The organism is Pseudomonas sp. LARHCG127 (genome assembly GCF_052871455.1).
Map to the genome: position 1 here is coordinate 1 of NZ_JBIXJT010000035.1, position 17259 is coordinate 17259.

Below are 17259 nucleotides of genomic sequence, written 5' to 3' on the forward strand. Positions count from 1 at the left end.
CAGACCATTTCCACTCCGCGCCGGGCCAGGATCGCCACGCGGTCATCGGGACGCACGCCTTGGGCGAGCAGTTCACGGGCGATGCGGTTGGCGCGGCGATTGAGTGCCCGGTAACTCAGTTCGCGTTCGCCCAGGACCAGGGCGGTGGCTTGGGGCTGCGCGGCGGCGACCTGTTCGAAGCGCTGATGGATCAGCAGTTGCGTGGCGAAGGTGGCGGTGGGCGGCAGGGCTGCCGGGGAGGCCTGGCGCTGTGCCGGGCTGAGCAGCGGCAAGGCGAGCACCGGTTGAGTGGCATCCTCGACCATGGCTTCCAGCAAAGTCTGGAAGTGTTGGGCAAAGCGTTCCACGGTGCCATGGTCGAACAGGTCGCTGGCGTATTCGATGACGCCGGCCAGCGCGCCACCGTCATTGCCCAGGGTCAGCATCAGGTCGAACTGCGAGGTTTCATGCGCCTGGGCCACCGGGACCAGGGTCAGGCCGGGCAGGCTCAGCTCAACGCCGCCAGGGGTATTGTTCAGCGATAGAGCGACCTGGCACAGCGGGTTGTGGCTCAGGGAGCGCGGTGGCTGCAAGGCTTCGATGACTTGTTCGAAAGGAATGTCCTGATGCTCGTGGGCCGCCAGGGTGGTTTGCTTGATCTGCTCCAGCAGTTGCGCCACGTTCGGGTTTTGCCCAAGGTCTACCCGCAAGGCCAGGGTGTTGACGAAGAAGCCGATCAGGTTTTCGGTTTCGGTGCGGCCACGGTTGGCCGTCGGTACGCCGATCACTACGTCCGATTCGTTACCCAGGCGTGCCATGAGGACCGACCAGGCCCCGAGTAACGCCATGAACAGGGTGACGTTGTGGGCCTGGCAAAAGTGTTCCAGGCGTTCACGCAGCGCCGGGGCGATATTCACCTTGACGTCGCCACCCCGGTAGCTTTGTACCGCGGGACGCGGGCGATCGTAGGGCAAGGACAGCAGCGATGGCGCCCCGCCAAGGTGCTCACGCCAGAAGTCGGCCTGCTGGCCCAGGCGCTCGTCGTGGAGGATCTGGCGCTGCCAGGCGGCGTAGTCGGCATATTGAATCGACAGCGCCGGCAGCGGATCGTCCTGGTGTTGACTGAAAGCCTGGTAAAGCGCAGCGAACTCCTTGACCAAGACCCCCACCGACCAACCGTCGGAGATGATGTGGTGCTGGGTGATGAGCAGCATGTGTTCGTCTTCGGCCAGGCGCAGCAGGCGCCCGCGAATCAACGGTCCCTGGCGTAGATCGAACGGTGCCGCGGCCTCGCTGTTGCCGATGCGTGATGCGCTGAGACTGGCCTGCTCGTAAGGCAGGCTACGCAAATCCTGCTCGGCCAACGCAAAGCCGCAGTCCGCGGGGGCAATGACTTGCACCGGTTGTTCGCCATGCCGTTCGAAGGTCGTACGCAGGCTTTCGTGACGTGCCACCAAACGGTCGAGGACTGCCTTGAGCACGTCACGGTCAAGATTGCCGCGCAGCAGCAAGGACGCGGGCATGTGGTAAGCGGTACTGGCGCTGGCATCGAGTTGGTCGAGGAACCACAGGCGTTGCTGGGAAAAGGACAGCGCCAGCGGCGCGTTGCGGTCGGCGACGCCAATGGTCTCGGTGCTGACGGCTTGCACGTCGCCGACGACCCGGGCCAGTTCCTCCACGGTGGGATGGCTGAACAGTTCGCGCAGCATCAGTTCCCCGCCCAACTGCTGTCGCACCCGGGAAACCAGTTGCGCGGCCAGCAGCGAGTGCCCGCCCAACTCAAAGAAACTGTCACTGCGGCCCACGCGTTCCAGGCCCAGCAGCTCCTGGAAAATCTGCGCCAGGGCCATTTCGGTGGCACCTTCGGGCGCGGCATAACCGCGCTCGGACATGGCATCCAGGTCCGGCGCCGGCAGCGCGTCCTGGTCCAGCTTGCCGTTGGCGGTGAGCGGGTAGGCGTGCAGGCTGACAAAGGCACTCGGGATCATGTAGTCGGGCAGGGTCGCCCCCAACTGCTTGCGCAATGCCGCCACTTGCAGCACCGCGCCCGCCCGAGGGATCAGGTAGGCGATCAGGCGCTTGCCCTGGCTCGCGTCCTCGCGGGCCAATACCCGCGCTTCACGCACATCGTCACAGGCCAGCAGCTTGGCTTCGATCTCCCCCAGTTCGATGCGGAAACCGCGAATCTTCACCTGGGCGTCGATCCGGCCCAGGTGAACGATTTCGCCGCTGTCCAGCAGCTTGCCCAGGTCCCCGGAGCGATACAGCCGCTCGCCAGGCCGGAACGGGTCGGCAATGAAACGCTCGGCGCTCAAGGCCGGACGGTTCAGGTAACCACGACCGACCCCCAGCCCGCCGACGCAGATTTCACCGGCCACACCCACCGGCAGCAGCCGTTGACGGGCATCGAGCACGTAGGCCACGGTGGTCGGGATCGGCTGCCCGACATTCGAGATGCCGGCAGCGATGTCCGCCGCGCCAATGGCCTTGTAGGTCACGTGCACGCAGGTTTCGGTGATGCCGTACATGTTCACCAGCGCCACATGCCCGAAGGCACGGTGGAAGGCGTCGAGCTTGCCCAGTTCCAGGCTCTCGCCACCGAAGATCACGTAGCGCAAGCGTTCCAGGCGCACCTGTGGCGTCGAGAGGGCGGCGGCGCTGAGTTGCAGGAACGCCGATGGCGTCTGGTTCAGGACCGTCACCTGCTCGCGTTCAAGGAAACCCAGCAGTTCCACCGGATCGCGGCGCAGGGCCTCGGGCACCAGGCTCAGGCGCGCGCCGTAGAGCAGGGCACCGAAGATTTCCCAGACCGAGAAATCGAAGGCATTGGAGTGGAACAACGACCAGACATCGTCGGCGCTGAACTGGAAGTCCAGCCGATTGTTGTGCAGCAGGCGCACGACGTTGCGGTGTTCGAGCAGGGCACCCTTGGGTTCTCCGGTGGAACCCGAGGTATAGATCACGTAGCAGAGGTGGTCCGCCGCGCTGAGGTTGGGCAGGTTGGCGGCGCTAACGCCGCTGTCCGTGGCCGTATCGAAGACTTCAATGCCAAGGGCCTGCAACGCCGGGCACATGTCCTGGTGGGCGATGGCCTTGCCTGCGCCGCTGTCGCGCAGCACATAGGCAATGCGCTCCTGGGGCGAACTCGGGTCGATAGGCACGTAGGCACCACCGGCCTTGAGCACCGCCAGGGTGGCGACGATCATCTGCACCGAGCGCTCCAGGGCGATGGCCACCAGCTCCTGGGGCTGCACGCCGGCCGCCCGCAGGCGACGGGCGAGGCGGTTGGCCTGTTCGTTGAGCTGTCGATAGCTCAGCCGCTCCTGGCCCAGATTGACGGCGATGCGTTCCGGGTATTGGCGCGCCTGTTCCTCGAAAATCTGATGCAAGGTCAGGGTGTCGGGCCAGGCTGCTTCGCTGTCGTTGAAATCCAGGACCTGTCGCTGGCGTTCGGCGGCATCCAGCAGCGGGACGTCGTCGACACGCTGCTGCGAATCCTCGACGAAGGCTTCCAACAGGCGCACGTAATGGCGCATCAGTTGCTGGATGAACGCCGCGTCGAAGAACTCCGCGTTGTACACCAGATGCCCGGCCCAATGTGACTCATCGGCCGTGATCAGCAGGTGTAGGTCGTTCTTGCCGTAACCCAGGTTGGTTTCCAGGGTATTGACCGCCAGGCCCGCCACCAGCGTGTTCTGGTCGCTGGTGCGCTGGAAATTGAAGAGCACATCGAACAGCGCCGTGCGGCTCATGTCCTTGGCCGGATTTAGGGCCAGCACCAGTTGGTCAAACTGCATGTGCCGGTGCCGCAGGCCCTGGGTCAGGTTGTTGGCGGTCTGTTCCCAGAGCTGTTGCAAGGTCGTGTTGCTGTCGCACTGGCCGCGCATGACCAGCAGATTGTCCAGCGGCCCGACGACATCCCGCAGGGCCGGTTCACGGCAGGCGGCCGTGGTGCCGATCACCAGTTCATCGTGGCCGGCGTAGCGGCGCAACAAGGCGGTGAATGCGCTCAGGGCCAGGCTGTCGCTGCTCACGCCGACTTCCCGGGCCAGGGCTTCAAGGCGTCGTACCAGCGCCGGTTCGAGGGTGAAACTGTGGGTGGCTTCGGCAAACACATGCACCGCCGCCCGGGGTCGATTCAGTGGCAGTTCCAGGGCTTGCAGCTTGCCGCGCAGTTGATAGGCCCAGTAGGCCCGCAAGTTTTCCAACACGGTGGCCGGCAGGTTGCGTTGCCAGGCGGCAAAGTCGCCATAGCCCAACGACAACGCAGGCAAATCGGCGCTGCGTTCGGCGCAGGCAGCTTCATAAAGGGCCAGCAGATCGCGCTTGAGCAGTTGCATGGCGCTGCGGTCGGCCAGCAGATGGTGCACGGCGATGGCCAGGATCGCGTGCCGATCGCTGGCTTGGACCAGGCTGGCACGCACCAGGCTGCCGCCGTCCATGTTCAACGGGCGACGGGTCGCGGCCAGGGCTTGGTCCGCCAGGTCGTGGGGGTTGCCCTGGATCCGTTCGAGCGCCAGGGTGGCCGGGCCATCGAATTGCTGCCAGGCCCTGCTACCGTCGTTCGACACCCGGCAGCGCAGGATGTCGTGGCGGGCCAGCAAGCCGTCGAGGGCGGTTTGCAGGGCGGGTTGATTGATCTCGCCTGTCAGTTCCAGCAGCAACGCAATGTTGTGGTAGACCGGGTTGGCTTCGTACAGGTAGCCGGTTTCGAAGGTGTCGACGAACCAGAGTCGTTCCTGATGGTAAGACAGCGAGAGCGGCCCCGGCGCAGGCGTCAATGCGCTGACCTCGGGCAATGCCAGGGGCGGGTCCAGTTCCAGCGCGCCGATGCGCGTATGCGCCGCTTCGGTGAAACAGCGCAGCAGGCGCTCGAAGCGCGCCGCGAGGCGTTCGATGGTGGTGGCGTCGAACAGCGCGGTGGAATACGACAGGCTGCAGGACAGGCATGGGCCGCCTTCGTCGATGTGCAGGGACAGATCGTGCTGGGCACTGCCCTTGCGCGAAGGCAGGAACTCCAAGTCCAGGCCCGGCAGTTGCAACTGGCCGCCGCCGTCCCCGGCATTGGTATAGAGAATGGTCTGGAACACCGGGCTGAAGCTGGCGCTACGCGGTGGCTTGAGGGCTTCGACGACTTGTTCGAACGGCGTGTCCTGTCGGGTCGATGACTCCAGCATCAGGTGCTTGACTTGCTGCAGCACCTCCTCGAGGCTCGGATTGGCGTCCAGGCGGATGCGCAGGGCCAAGGTATTGACGAAAAAGCCGATCAGCGACTGCACATCCAAGCGATCACGGTTGGCGGCGACGGTGCCGATCACCAGGTCCTGCTGGCCGCTGATCCGCGCCAGCAATACCGCCCAAGCGGCCATCAACGTCATGAACGGGGTGGCGGCGTGGGACTGGGCGAACTGGACGATGGCGCTGGACAGCGGCGCGGGCAACTCGAACTTCAGGGTTTCGCCGCGGTAGCTCTGCACCGCCGGCCGTGGCCGATCAGTGGGGAACGAGAGCAGGGCGGGGGCGCCGGCCAGGTGGCTGCGCCAGAACTCCACTTGCTGGTCCAGGCGTTCGCCATTGAGGTGCTGGCGTTGCCAGGCTGCATAGTCGGCATATTGCAGGGTCAGCGGCGGCAGCGGGTCGGGCTGCCCGGCGCTGAACGCCTGATACAACGTGGCGAATTCCTTGACGAGTATGCCGATGGACCAACCGTCAGAGATGATGTGATGCTGGGTGATCAGCAGAATGTGCTCATCATCGGCCAGGCGTAACAGGTTGCCGCGAATCAGCGGGCCCAGCAGCAGGTCGAACGGCTGCGCGGCTTCGTCCTCGGTCAGGCGTGCCGCCTGCTGTTCGGCCTGGTCCCGGGGCAGGTTTCGCAGGTCGTGCTCCACCAGACGGAAGCCGCAATCCGCCGGGGCGATGACTTGCACCGGGTGTTCGCCTTCGCGGCGGAAGGTGGTGCGCAAGCTTTCATGCCGTGCCACCAGGCGGTCCAGGGCTGCCTGGAGAGCGGCCTGGTCAAGGGTGCCATGCAGCAACAACGAGGCAGGTATGTGATAGGCAACGCTGGCGGTCGGGTCCAACTGGTCGAGGAACCAAAGTCGCTGCTGGGCGAACGACAGCGCCAGCGGAGCGTCGCGATCGACGCGGGCCATGTCGTCGGCAACGGTTTCGATGACCCGTGTCGCGCCGCGTTGCTTGAGCAGTCGCAGCAGTGCGGCACGTTTCAACTGGTCGAGACTATCGTTATGTTCGTTCAATTTATTAAGCATCCTTGGAGACGATAGCGAGCAGTTCGCTTTCAGACAGCGAAGCTATTTCTTGTTGCAGGTCCAGCAACTCATCGGACTCGTATTGCGCCAGTTGCAGGGTGTTGATCAGGTCGGCCAGGGCGAGCAGTGACGGGTGTTCGAACAGTCCCCTGAGCGGCACTTCGACGCCGAAGGTTTCCCGCGCCCGGAGCGTGACTTGCACGGCCAGCAGCGAGTGACCACCGAGCTCGAAGAAATTGTCGTGACGACCGATCCGTTCCAGGCCCAGCAGGTCGGTCCAGATAGCCGCCAGCAGCGCTTCGGTCTCACCGTTGGGCGCTTCGTACTGGCGGTACGCGAAGTCCTCGCCGGCAGGCGCCGGCAGGGCGTTGCGGTCTAGCTTGCCGTTAGGGGTCAAGGGCAACTGACCGACCACCACGAACGCCGCCGGGACCATGTAGTCGGGCAACTGCGAGGTCAGGTAGGGCCGTAGCGTGCTGCTGGCATTGCGGCCGGCCAGGTGCGGTTCAACGCTCAGGTAAGCCACCAGGCGCGTGGCCCCCGGTGTGTCTTCGCGAGCGATGACCGCTGCCTCGCGCACCCCCGGCAGGGTCAGCATCAGTGCCTCGATTTCACCGGGCTCGATACGGAAACCGCGGATCTTGACCTGCTGGTCGTTGCGCCCGAGGAATTCGAGCACCCCATCGGCACGCAGGCGCACCAGGTCGCCGGTGCGGTACATCCGTGGCTCGTCGCCCGGGGCGAACGGGTCACTGAGGAAGTGTTCGGCGTTCAGTGCCGCCCGGTCCAGGTAGCCGCGGGCAACCCCGGCGCCGCCGACGTAGAGTTCACCCGGCACGCCGAGCGGTACCGGCTGGCGCTGTGCATCGAGCACATACAGGCGGCTGTTGGGAATCGCCCGGCCGATCGGCACCGTGCCCAGGTCCTCGGCGGTGCAGCGATGCACCGTGCTCCAGACGGTGGCTTCGGTGGGGCCGTATTCGTTGTACAAGGCGATCGCCGGTTCCAGCCCGATGCATTCCTGCACCAATTGCGCCGGGCACGCTTCGCCGGCGACAATCATCTCCTGCAGGTTGCCATGGCCGTTGCCATTGGCAAGGCTTGCCAGCACCAGGCGGCCCAGGGACGGTACGCACAGCAGCGAGGTGACGGCCTGTTCGCCAATGAAGCGGGCGATAGCCTCGGGGTCGCGGGCGGTTTCGGCATCCGGGATGCACAAGGTACCGCCACTGACCAGGGTGCCGAAAACCCCGGCCACGGAGCTGTCGAAGGCAATCGACGACAAGAGCAGGAAGCGCTTGCCGGTCGCCGGCCCATACACGGTGCCCCGGGCCAGCGTCGAGGTCACCAGGTTGCGGTGCTCGATCATCACGCCCTTGGGCTTGCCGGTGGAGCCGGAGGTGTAGATCACATAGGCCAGGTGCTCTGGCGTCAGGCCCACGGTATCGGGTTGCGGATCGCGGCTGTTCGACGGTGTCGCCAGCACCCGCTCGATGGACAGGTAGCGAGTGCCTTCCTGCAGCGTGCCCACGGCCGCGCGACCGACCGGATCGGCCAGCAACAGGCGGGGCCTGGCGTCCTCGATGATCGACGCCAGGCGCTCGGGAGGGTAGGTCGGGTCCAGTGGCACGTAGGCGCCACCGGCCTTGAGAATCCCCAGCAGGCCACTGATCATCGCCACGCCGCGTTCGACGCAGATGGCCACCAGATCCCCCGGCAGGACGCCCGCCGTGATCAACTGGTGGGCGAGGCCGTTGGCTTGGGCGTTGAGTTCGGCATAACTGAGGGATTGGTGGCCGTCGAGCGATGCACAGGCGTTCGGCGTGCGGCGCACCTGTTCTTCGAACAGTTGCTGGATGCACAGGTGGGTCGGGTAGTCCTCCTCGGTCTGGTTAAAGGTTTCCAGCAACAGGGTGCGCTCCTGGGCAGGCAGCACGTCCAGTTGCGTGAGCGGAATCCGTGGCGTGTACATCAAGGCCTGGGCCAGTTGCTCCAGTGCCCGTTGCATCAGGGCGCAGATGCGTTGCGGGTCAACCGCCTGCACGCTTTGCACGGTCAGGCCGAGGGCATCGCCGTAGTCATTGACCGACAGGGTCAACGGGTAGTTGGTCCGCTCGGCGCTGTTCAGGATTCGCATGCCTGGCCATTGCAACGGGTTGTCACTGCGCTGGTGCCTGTAGTTGAGCAGGCTGGTGAACAGCGGCAAGGCGTTGGGAACACCGCTGCAGCGTTGGGCCAGGGCCAGGGGCGCCTGTTCGTGGGCCAGCAGTTCACTGAGGTCGCGGTGGGTCGCAAGCACCAGCTCGTTGGCGCCGATTTCGGCCAGTTGCAGCCGCACCGGCAAGGTGTTGATGAATACCCCAAGGGCGCGTTCGGCTCCCGCATTGCCTTGCAGGCGACCGGCAACCACCGTGCCGAACACCACGTCATCGCGCCCGGTGCAACGGGCGAGCACCTGTCCCCAGGCCACATGGCACAACACCGCCGGGGTGATGCCGCGTTCCCGGGCCAGGGCACGGATGCGCAGGTTGAGTTCGACGCTCAACCGCACGCTGGCCTCTTCAATGTGATTGCCATCGCCTTGCACTTCCAGCAAATCGAAGGGTGCGGTAGGTGCATCGACATCAGCCAGTCGGCGACGGAAGTAGGCTTCGTGGGTCTGCGCCGGGACGGCCTGGGTCTGGGCGATGAAGTCACGGTAAGGTTGTGGTGTCGCCAGGCTGTCGCCGTGTCCATGCACAATGGCGTGGATTTCCTCCAGGACGATTTCCAGGGTCACATGATCGCTGGCCATGTGATGGTTGAGCAGCGCAAGCATCCAGCGCCCGGAGTGCGGGTCCTGGGCAATGCAGGCTCGCATCAGCGGGGCCTGCCGAAGATCCAGGCGCAGCTGCCGTGGGTCGCTCTGGGCTTCGAGTTGGCTGAGCGCGTCCTTGTGGGCGTCGAGGGTAATGCTGTGCACCGCCAACCGCGCTTGACGCTGTACCACTTGTACCGCCTGGGGCAAACCGTCCCAATGCACGGCGGTGCGAAGGATGTCGTGGCGATCGATCACCGTCTGTACGGCAGCAATAAAGGTATCGAGGGCCTGGCGGTTATCGAAGTCGAGCATCGAACGCATCAGGTAGGCGTCGCCTTCATGTCCCAGCAAGTGGTGAAAGAGAATGCCTTCTTGCAGGGGCGCCAGGGGGTAGATGTCCTGGATATTCGCCGCGCCACCGGGGACGGCGGCGACGATGCGTTCGAGCTGGGCCGGGCTCAGCTCCACCAGTGGCAACATGTCCGGGGTCAATGCGGTACAAGCGCTCGGGATGAGATTGGCCGGGGCCTGGAAGGTCGGGTCCTTGGCGTTTGCCACGGCCTGGGCCAGTTCCCGCAGGCTGGGCGCACTGAAGACGGCGCGCACGTCGGCGTTCAGGCCTCGCTCGCGCAGGCGTTCGATCAAACTGACCGCCAGCAGCGAGTGGCCGCCGAGTTCGAAGAAACCGTCGTGACGGCCGACACGTTCGAGCCCCAGCAATTGTTGCCAGATGTCCGCAATGGCCAGTTCCACGGGCCCTTGGGGCGCCTCGTAGGCCCGGCTGGCGTAAGCCTCCTGGCCGGGTTCAGGTAGGGCACGGCGGTCGAGCTTGCCATTGGGGGTCAGCGGCAATGCCTCCAGGACCACGAACGCGCTGGGCACCATGTAGTCGGGCAGGCGCTTCAGAAGTTCGCTACGCAATTGCTCGGCCGCGGCCGGTTCGCCACACAGATAGGCGACCAGGCGGCGGCTGCGGGTCTCGTCCGTCTGGTGGTCGCGGGCAACGACCACGGCTTCCCGGACACCCGGGAGTTCGGCGAGGGCCGCCTCGATTTCACCCAGCTCGACGCGCAGGCCGCGGATTTTCACCTGATCGTCGTTGCGTCCCAGGTACTCCAACGTGCCATTGGGTAACCAGCGACCGATGTCGCCGGTCTTATACAGGCGGGCGTTGGCCGCGCTGGAGAACGGGTCGACGATGAAGCGTTCGGCGCTCAGTTGTGCTTGGTTCAGGTAGCCGCGGGCCACACCGACACCGCCGACATGAACCTCGCCGCGCACGCCCACCGGCACCGGTTGGCCGTGGCTGTCCAGTACATGCATTTGCATGTTGCGAATCGGCCGGCCGATCGGGATCGATTGGTCCCGGTACGTCGTCAGGTCGGTGTTCACCCGATGCCAGCCGACGACGCCGCTGCATTCGGTCGGTCCGTAGCCGTTCACCACCGTTGGCCGAGGCTCAGGCAGTTTTTCCAGCAGGGCGATCGGAATCGGCTCTCCTCCCAATACCACTCGTTTCAAGCCGGACAAGGCGTGATGCCGATCGGCAATGACCAGGGTATGGAAGGCACTTGGCGACATGTTGGTGTGGGTGATGCCCCATTCGGCGATCTGCGCGACGATGGCGCCCGGGTTGAAGGGCTCCTCGGCCAAGTGCAGTTCACCACCGACCATCAATGGCGCGAGGATGTTTTTCTGGGTCAGGTCGAAGTTGTAGGAAGAGGCCAGCAGCACCGCATCGCCGGCATCGAACGCCAGGTCTTCGATGAACCAGTCCAGCAGGTTGCGCAGGCCGCGATGCTCGACCATCACACCTTTGGGCAAGCCAGTGGAACCTGAGGTGTAGATCACGTAGGCCAGATGGCCGAAGGTCAGGTCCGGCACCTGAGGGTCGTGGGCCGGGGCTTGCTGCAGGGATGGGCAACCCAGTTCGAGTGTCGCCAGGCCTTCCGGCAGTTGCAGTGTATTGAGGTCTTGTTGGCGAACCAGTACCCGTGGCGCGCTATCGGCCAGCATGTGGGCCAGGCGTTCCGCCGGGTATTGCGGGTCGAGCGGCACGTAGGCCGCGCCGGCTTTCATGATGCCCAGCAGGCCGATCACCATCTCCGGGCTGCGGCGCGAGAAGAGGCCGACGGTGTCGTCGGGTTGCACACCCAGCGCGATCAGACGGTGGGCGACACGGTTGGCCTGGGCATTGAGTTCGGCGTAGCTGAGTACTTGCCCCGCGCAGACCAGCGCCACGGCATCCGGGGTGCGGATCGCCTGTGCCTGGAATACGGCGTGGGGGAAACGGCTTGGGTTCTCGTCCAGGGCATCACTGGCGGGGTTGAATTCCACCAGCAGTTGTTGGCGTTGCTGGCTGTCCAGCAACGCCAGGTTCGCCAGCGGTTGGTTGACGTCATCGAGCAAGCCATCGAGCAGGTGCAGGAAGTGCCGGCCCCAGCGCACGATCGTGGTTTCGTCGAACAAATCGGTGGCGTACTGGAACTGGCCGCTGATGGTGTCGCCATCGTCGTTGAGTGACAGGCTCACATCGAAATGGGTGGTGCCGGTGGCTTGGGGCAGCGGTGTCAGGTTCAGCCCCGGCAGTGCCAGGACTTGGTCGCGCGGGGTGTTGCCGAGCGCCAGCGTGGCCTGGAACAACGGACTGTGGCCAAGGCTGCGTTCCGGTTGCAGGGCTTCGACGACTTGCTCGAAGGGCAGGTCCTGATGGCTGTAGGCGTCGAGCGTGATGGCCTTGATTCGCGCGAGCAACTGGTCGACGCGGCTGTGGGCCTGGACGTCAATGCGCAGGGCCAGGGTATTCACGAAGAAGCCGATCAGGGCTTCGGTTTCACTGCGTGGACGGTTGGCCACGGGCGTGCCAATCACGACTTCGGGCTGATTGCTCAGGCGCGAAAGCAGGATCGACCAGGCGCCCAGCAGCGTCATGAACGGGGTCAGGCCCTGTTGCTGGCTGAAGCTGCGCAGCCTGGCGCTCAGTGGCGCCGGCAGTACCAGCGCCGCAGTGGTTCCGCGGTAGCTTTGCACCTGAGGCCGGCTGCGGTCGGTGGGCAGTTCCAGCAGCGCGGGGGCGCCACCGAGGTGTTCTTTCCAGAAGCGGGTCTGAGCCTGCAAGCGTTCGCCTTGCAGGTATTGCTGTTGCCAGGCCGCATAGTCGGCGTACTGCAGGGCCAGGGGCGGCAGCGGATCGTCGAAACCTTGGGTGAAGGCTGCGTAGAGGCTGTTGAACTCACTGATCAACACCGCTACCGACCAACCATCGGAGACGATGTGGTGCTGGGTGACCAGCAGGATGTGCTCGTCTTCGGCCAGGCGCAGCAGACGCCCGCGAATCAAGGGGCCCTGGCTCAAATCGAAGGCCTCACGGGTTTCGGCCTGGGTCAGTTGCGCGACAGCCTGTTGCCGGGCGTCGGCGTCCAGGGTTTGCAGGTCGTGTTGCTGCAGGGCAAAGCCTATGTCGGCAGCGGCGAACCGCTGGCGGATTTCGCCGTCATGGCGTTCGAAGGTGGTCCGCAGGCTTTCATGGCGGGCCACGATACGGTCGAGGGCGCGTAGCAGGGCGTTGTGATCCAGCCGACCGCGCAGGTGCAACGCGGCGGGCATGTGATAGGCAACGCTGGCGGCGTGGTCCAACTGATCGAGGAACCACAAGCGTCGCTGGGCCAGGGACAGCGGCATCGGCTGATGATCGCGGGACACCACCTCGATGGGCTGGACCTGGGACTGGGTTGCCTGATCCACGCACTGGGCCAGGGCTTGCAGCGAACCCAGGCCAAACAGCGTGCGCAGGTTGATCTCGACCCCGAGGTCCTGGTGCAAGTGCGCTTGCAGTTGCACCGTCAGCAGCGAGTGGCCGCCGAGTTCGAGGAAGCCGTCATGGCGGCCGACCTGATCCAGGTGCAGCAAGTCTTTCCAGATTTCGGCAATGGCGATTTCGGTGTCACCCCGAGGCGCTTCGTAGGTTTTGCTGGCCAGCGAATCCTGGCCGGGGGCCGGCAGGGCGCGACGGTCGAGCTTGCCGTTGGCGGTCAGGGGCAGGGCATCGAGGTGGACGAAGGCGCTGGGCACCATGTATTCGGGCAAGTGCTTGAGCAGTGTGCTGCGCAGTTGCTCGGCGTTGGCCGGCTCGCCGCACAGGTACGCCACCAAGCGATTGTCCTCCCGGGCGATCACCACGGCCTCGGTGACACCGGCACAGCCGCGCAAGACGTTCTCGATTTCCCCCAATTCGATACGGAACCCACGGATCTTCACCTGGAAGTCATTGCGCCCCAGGTATTCCAGCGTGCCGTCGGCCAGCCAACGACCGAGGTCGCCGGTCTTGTACAACCGTGCGTTCGGCTCGCTGCTGAATGGGTCGGCCACGAAGCGCTCGGCGCTCAGCGCTGGCCGGTTCAGGTAACCCCGGGCCACGCCGGCGCCGCCGATGTGCAGTTCACCGGCCACGCCCAGGGGCGTCGGTTCGCCGCGGGCATCGAGCACGTGCACCTGGACGTTGGCAATCGGCCGGCCAATGCTCGGACGTTCGCCGAGGTCGCGGATCAGGTCGATGGTGGCGTCCACCGTGCATTCGGTGGGGCCGTACATGTTGTAGAAACGGATGCTCGGACAGTCGCGCAGTTTCGTCCAGGTCGCGGCGTTGATGGCCTCGCCACCGAGCAGCACGCTCACCGGCTGGTAGCTGCTGCGTTCCAGCAGGCCGGCGGCGAGCAGGGTGTCGAGCTGCGATGGCGTGGAATCGAAGGCGTGCACCTGATGCTGTTCGAGGAAGTCCAGCAACTCGTGGCCGCTGGCGCGGATCAGTTGCGGGATGATCACCAGCCGGTGGCCAGAGAACAGTTGCGAGATGCCCTTGATCGACATGTCGAAGAAGAACCCGGCGTTCAGCGCCACGGTGGCCGGGCTCGGGCAATGCTGGTGAGTGGTGCGGGTCAGCACCTGCCAGAAGTTGAACACCGAACGGTGCTCGACCATCACGCCCTTGGACTGGCCGGTGGAGCCGGAGGTGTAGATCACATAGGCCAGGTGATCGGCTGTCAGGCCCGCTATCTGCGGGTTGACGTCAAAACCAGCGTCATCCGCCGCGTGCAGCGACTCACGGATATCGAGCCACAGCAGGGGCAGATCGCCGGAGGGCAAGGACAAGGCCGACTGGGTCAACAGCGCCCGAGGCTGGCTGTCCTGCAGCATGAAGGCCACGCGCTCGGCGGGATGGGCCGGGTCGATGGGCACGTAGGCGGCGCCGGCCTTGAGCACGCCGAGCAGGCCGACGATCATGTCCAGGCTGCGCTCGGCACAGACGGCCACGCGCTGGTCGGGTTCGATGCCGAGGGCGAGCAACTGGCGGGCCAGGTGGTTGGCGCGGCGATTGAGCTGGCGATAGGTCAGTTGTTGCTGTTCGCAAACCAGGGCCACGGCGTCGGGGTTGGCCTGGACCTGGGTTTCGAACAGGTGATGGATCGGTTGCGCGATGCCGAAGTCGCTGGCGCTGCGGTTGAAGTCTTCCAGGAGTAACTGCCGCTCGCTGGCGGGCACCACGTCCAGCTGGCTGGCGAGGCGGTCCGGGGCGTGTTCAAGGGCTTCGACCAAGGCGGTCACGGCCTGGGCGAGATAGGCGGCGATGCGTTGCGGGTCGATGCCGGTGATGGCTTGGGCGGTCACGGAGAAGTCATCCCCTTCATCCGCCACGGCCACTTCGATCGGGTAGTTGGTGCGGGCTTCGTTGCTCAGGAAGCGGATGCCGTCCCAGGCCAGGATCTGATCTTCGTCGACCAGTGATCCGCCCTCGGTTTGATGGCGGAAATTGAGCAGTGTGGTGAACAGCGGCAAGCCAGGGCGCACGTTGCTGCAACGTTGCGCCAAGGTCAGGGAGGCCTGTTCATGGGACAGCAGTTCGCTGAGGTCGCCATAGGTTTCGTCCACCAGTGCACGGACGCCGACCCCGGCCAATCGTATCCGCACCGGCAAGGTATTGATGAACACCCCAAGGGCCCGTTCGGCCCCCAGCGAGCCTTGCAGGCGACCGGCGAGCACGGTGCCGAACACTACGTCATCACGGTCGGTGCAGCGACCGAGGACCTGGGCCCAGGCGATATGGAACAGTACGGCCGGCGTCACCGAGGCTGCGCGCGATTGCGCGCGGATCCGCTGGCTCAGGACCGGGTCGAGGCGCACGCTGGCTTGCGTCACGTGGGCCCCGTCGCCTTGGACATCCAGCCTGTCGAACGGCGCAGTAGATTCCTCGACACTGGCCAGGCGGCGATTGAAATAGTCTTCATGGGTTTGAGGCGGCGTCGCCAGGATTTGCGCGACAAACTCCCGATAAGGTATCGGTGTCGGCAGGCTGTCGCCCGGGTTCTGCAACAGGCGCTGGATTTCTTCGAGCACGATCCCCTGGGATACGTGGTCACTGATCATGTGGTGGTCCAGCAGCGCCAGCAGCCAGCGTCCGGATTGCTGATCGTGGGCGACGCAGGCACGCGTCAGCGGTGCCTGTTGCAAGTCCAGGCGCAGATGCCGTGGATCGCTCAGGCGTTCCAGTTGGGCGCGTGGGTCCTCATCGGCGTTCAGTGTGATGTGCTGCACAGGCAGCAACGCCTGGCGCTGTACCACCTGGACCGCCTGCGGCTGGCCGACCCAATGCACGGCGGTGCGCCGAATGTCATGGCGATCGATCACTGCCTGCAAGGCAGCAAGAAAAGCATCGAGGCGTTGACGGTCATCGAACTCGATCAGCGAACGCACCAGGTAGGCATCGCCTTCATGCCCGAGCAGGTGATGGAACAGAATGCCTTGTTGCAACGGCGCCAGTGGGTAGATGTCCTGGATGTTCCCGGCGCCGCCAGGGACGGCGGCGACAATCTGTTCAAGTTGCTGCGGCGTCAGTTCCACCAGCGGCAACATGTCAGGGCTCAGCGCTGTGCAGCCCGGTGGAATGCCGTTGGCCGGTGCCTGGAACAGTGCCTCGCTACTCTGGCTCAAGACCTCGGCCATTTCTCGCAGGCTGGGGGCCGTGAACACAGTACGCACCGACGCGCTCAAGCCATGCTCGCGCAGACGGTCGATCAAACTCACGGCCATCAGCGAGTGCCCGCCGATTTCGAAGAAACGGTCGTGGCGACTGACCTGTTCGATGCCCAGCAGGTTTTGCCAGACGTTGGCGACGATCTGTTCGATCTCGCCACGCGGTGCCTCATAGGCGCGGCTGGCGAAGGCGTCCTGGCCCGGCGCGGGCAGGGCGTTGCGATCGAGCTTACCGTTAGGTGTCAGCGGCAGGTTCTCAAGGTGCACATAGGCACTTGGCACCATGTATTCGGGCAGGGACTCCAGCAACGCGGCGCGCAGTTGCTCCACGGGTACCGGCTCACCGCACAGGTAGGCGACCAACCGCCTGCTGTCCGCTTGGCCCGGTTGGCTTTCCAGGGGCACTACCACCACGTCGCGCACACCGGGAACGGCGGCAAGGATGGCTTCGATTTCCCCCAGCTCGATGCGGAAGCCGCGGATCTTGATCTGCGAGTCGTTGCGCCCGACGTAGACCACGCCGCCATCGGCGCGGTAGCGAGCGATGTCGCCGGTGCGGTACAACCTTGCGCCGGGCTCAAAGGCGTAGGGGTCGCTGATGAACCGTTCGGCATTGAGCGCCTCGCGGTTCAGGTAATGCCGGGCCACGCCCGCGCCGCCGATGTAGATTTCGCCATTGACGCCCACCGGCACCGGTTGCTGGTACTCGTCGAGAATGCGCAGGCACAGGTCGGGCAGTGGCGGGCCGATCAGGCTGGGCGCGCCGCTGTCGATTTCCAGCTGGCCGATCGGGTAGTAAGTGGCGTGCACGGTGATTTCGGTGATGCCGTACATGTTCACCAGACGGGTGCGCGACAGCGCCGTGCGTGCGGTCCAGGGGCGCAGGCTGCGGAAGTCCAGGGCCTCGCCGCCGAAGATCACTTCGCGCAGGGCGTGTTCCTGGTCGCTGCGCCCGCGGGCTTCAATGAACTGGCGGAAGGCGCTCGGCGTCTGGTTCAGGATCGTGACGTGCTGCTGGCAGACCAGCGCATAGAAGTCATCGGGCGAACGGGCGACGTCGCTCGGGACGATCACCAGCTTGCCGCCATAGCTCAGCGCGCCCCAGATTTCCCAGACCGAGAAGTCAAAGGCAAACGAGTGGAACAGCGTCCATACGTCGTTGTGGTCGAAGTCGAACAACCC

Annotated in this window: 2 protein-coding genes; both read right to left on the bottom strand. The window is 65.0% G+C overall.

The features are described from left to right. Positions 1–6239: amino acid adenylation domain-containing protein (locus ACIPQ1_RS28555; protein WP_446535136.1), on the bottom strand; the 6239-nt coding region annotated here is incomplete at its 3' end. A 4-nt stretch (positions 6240–6243) separates the two neighbouring features. Then, the coding region (locus ACIPQ1_RS28560) for an amino acid adenylation domain-containing protein (protein WP_446535137.1) at positions 6244–17259 on the bottom strand (11016 nt) is incomplete at its 5' end.